Origin of the sequence: Syntrophaceticus schinkii, from assembly GCF_000946815.1 — a bacterium.
GTDB lineage: Bacteria > Bacillota > DSM-12270 > Thermacetogeniales > Thermacetogeniaceae > Syntrophaceticus > Syntrophaceticus schinkii.
This window is the reverse complement of sequence record NZ_CDRZ01000108.1, coordinates 1-983: the sequence shown is the minus strand read 5'-3', so window position 1 is coordinate 983 and position 983 is coordinate 1. Positions and strand designations below refer to the sequence as shown.

2 pseudogenes are annotated in these 983 nt (G+C 44.7%); one reads left to right on the top strand and one right to left on the bottom strand.

What is annotated here, in order from left to right:
* Positions 1-327 (top strand): annotated as a pseudogene (locus tag SSCH_RS18955) (IS256 family transposase); the annotation flags it as partial.
* Between the two features lie 40 nt (positions 328-367).
* Here the strand turns inward: SSCH_RS18955 and SSCH_RS05735 are convergent.
* Positions 368-823 (bottom strand): annotated as a pseudogene (locus SSCH_RS05735) (IS3 family transposase); the annotation flags it as partial.
* Positions 824-983: the final 160 nt, after the last annotated feature.

The window sequence follows — 983 nt, the reverse complement described above, 5'->3', positions numbered from 1 at the left end:
GATGCTGCAGCAAGCCTACGTGAAGGTCTAGAAGAAACTGTCACCATTTTGAAGCTGAATGTGCCAGCTCTTCTGCAGAGAAGCCTGCGTTCAACGAATGCTATTGAATCCAGCTTTAGTATGGTGTCCAAAAACATAAGGAACGTGAAGAACTGGAAAAACGGCACTATGGTACAGCGCTGGGTCTCTTCATCGTTGCTCGATGCCGAAAGCCGAGCCCATCGCATTTCAGGATACCGCTCCATGAGCATCCTGATCACTGAAATTCAGCGGTTAACAACCGTTGTTGACATAGATGGCATAGAGAATGAGAGCAAATCGGCGTAATACTACGTCACTCAAATTCTACGGCATTAGGGACAAGCTCGTAGATTCGTTCATATTTCAGGGTTCGAAAGAATCGCTCTGTTCTGGCATTATCCAGACATTGCCCCTTGCCATCCATGGAAATTTTTACTCCGTTGTCTTCCAGCAGCTTGATGTAATCTGGATTTGTAAAATGCCCGCCCTGATCACTGTTGATAATCTCTGGCTTTTGGCAGCTTAGTGCACGTTTTAGACAACTCAGTACAAAGGATTTATCCAATGTGCTGGACAACTCGTAATCAACTATATATCGGCTGTACCAGTCGATGATGACAAACAGATACATGAATCCTTTTTTCATGCGAATGTAGGTAATATCTACACCCCAGACTTGATTAGGCCTATTAATTTCAAGATTCCGCAGCAAGTATGGGCGAATATACTGTGAATGATACCGTTTGCTCGGATTCGGTTTTGGATATATTTGTAATCTTATTTTTCTTATCCTGTGTCTCACCTCTTGGGAGCATTATAGTCAGTACCGTTGCGAGGGGAGGGACTTTTCTCCCCGAGCTTGCTAAGGGGGGCATTAATGGCTTCTGTGGGCGGTGTTCTCGCCGGAGGTGGGATATTAGCAGTACTGGCGATTGCAGTAACAGGCTTTTTATTGAAACATT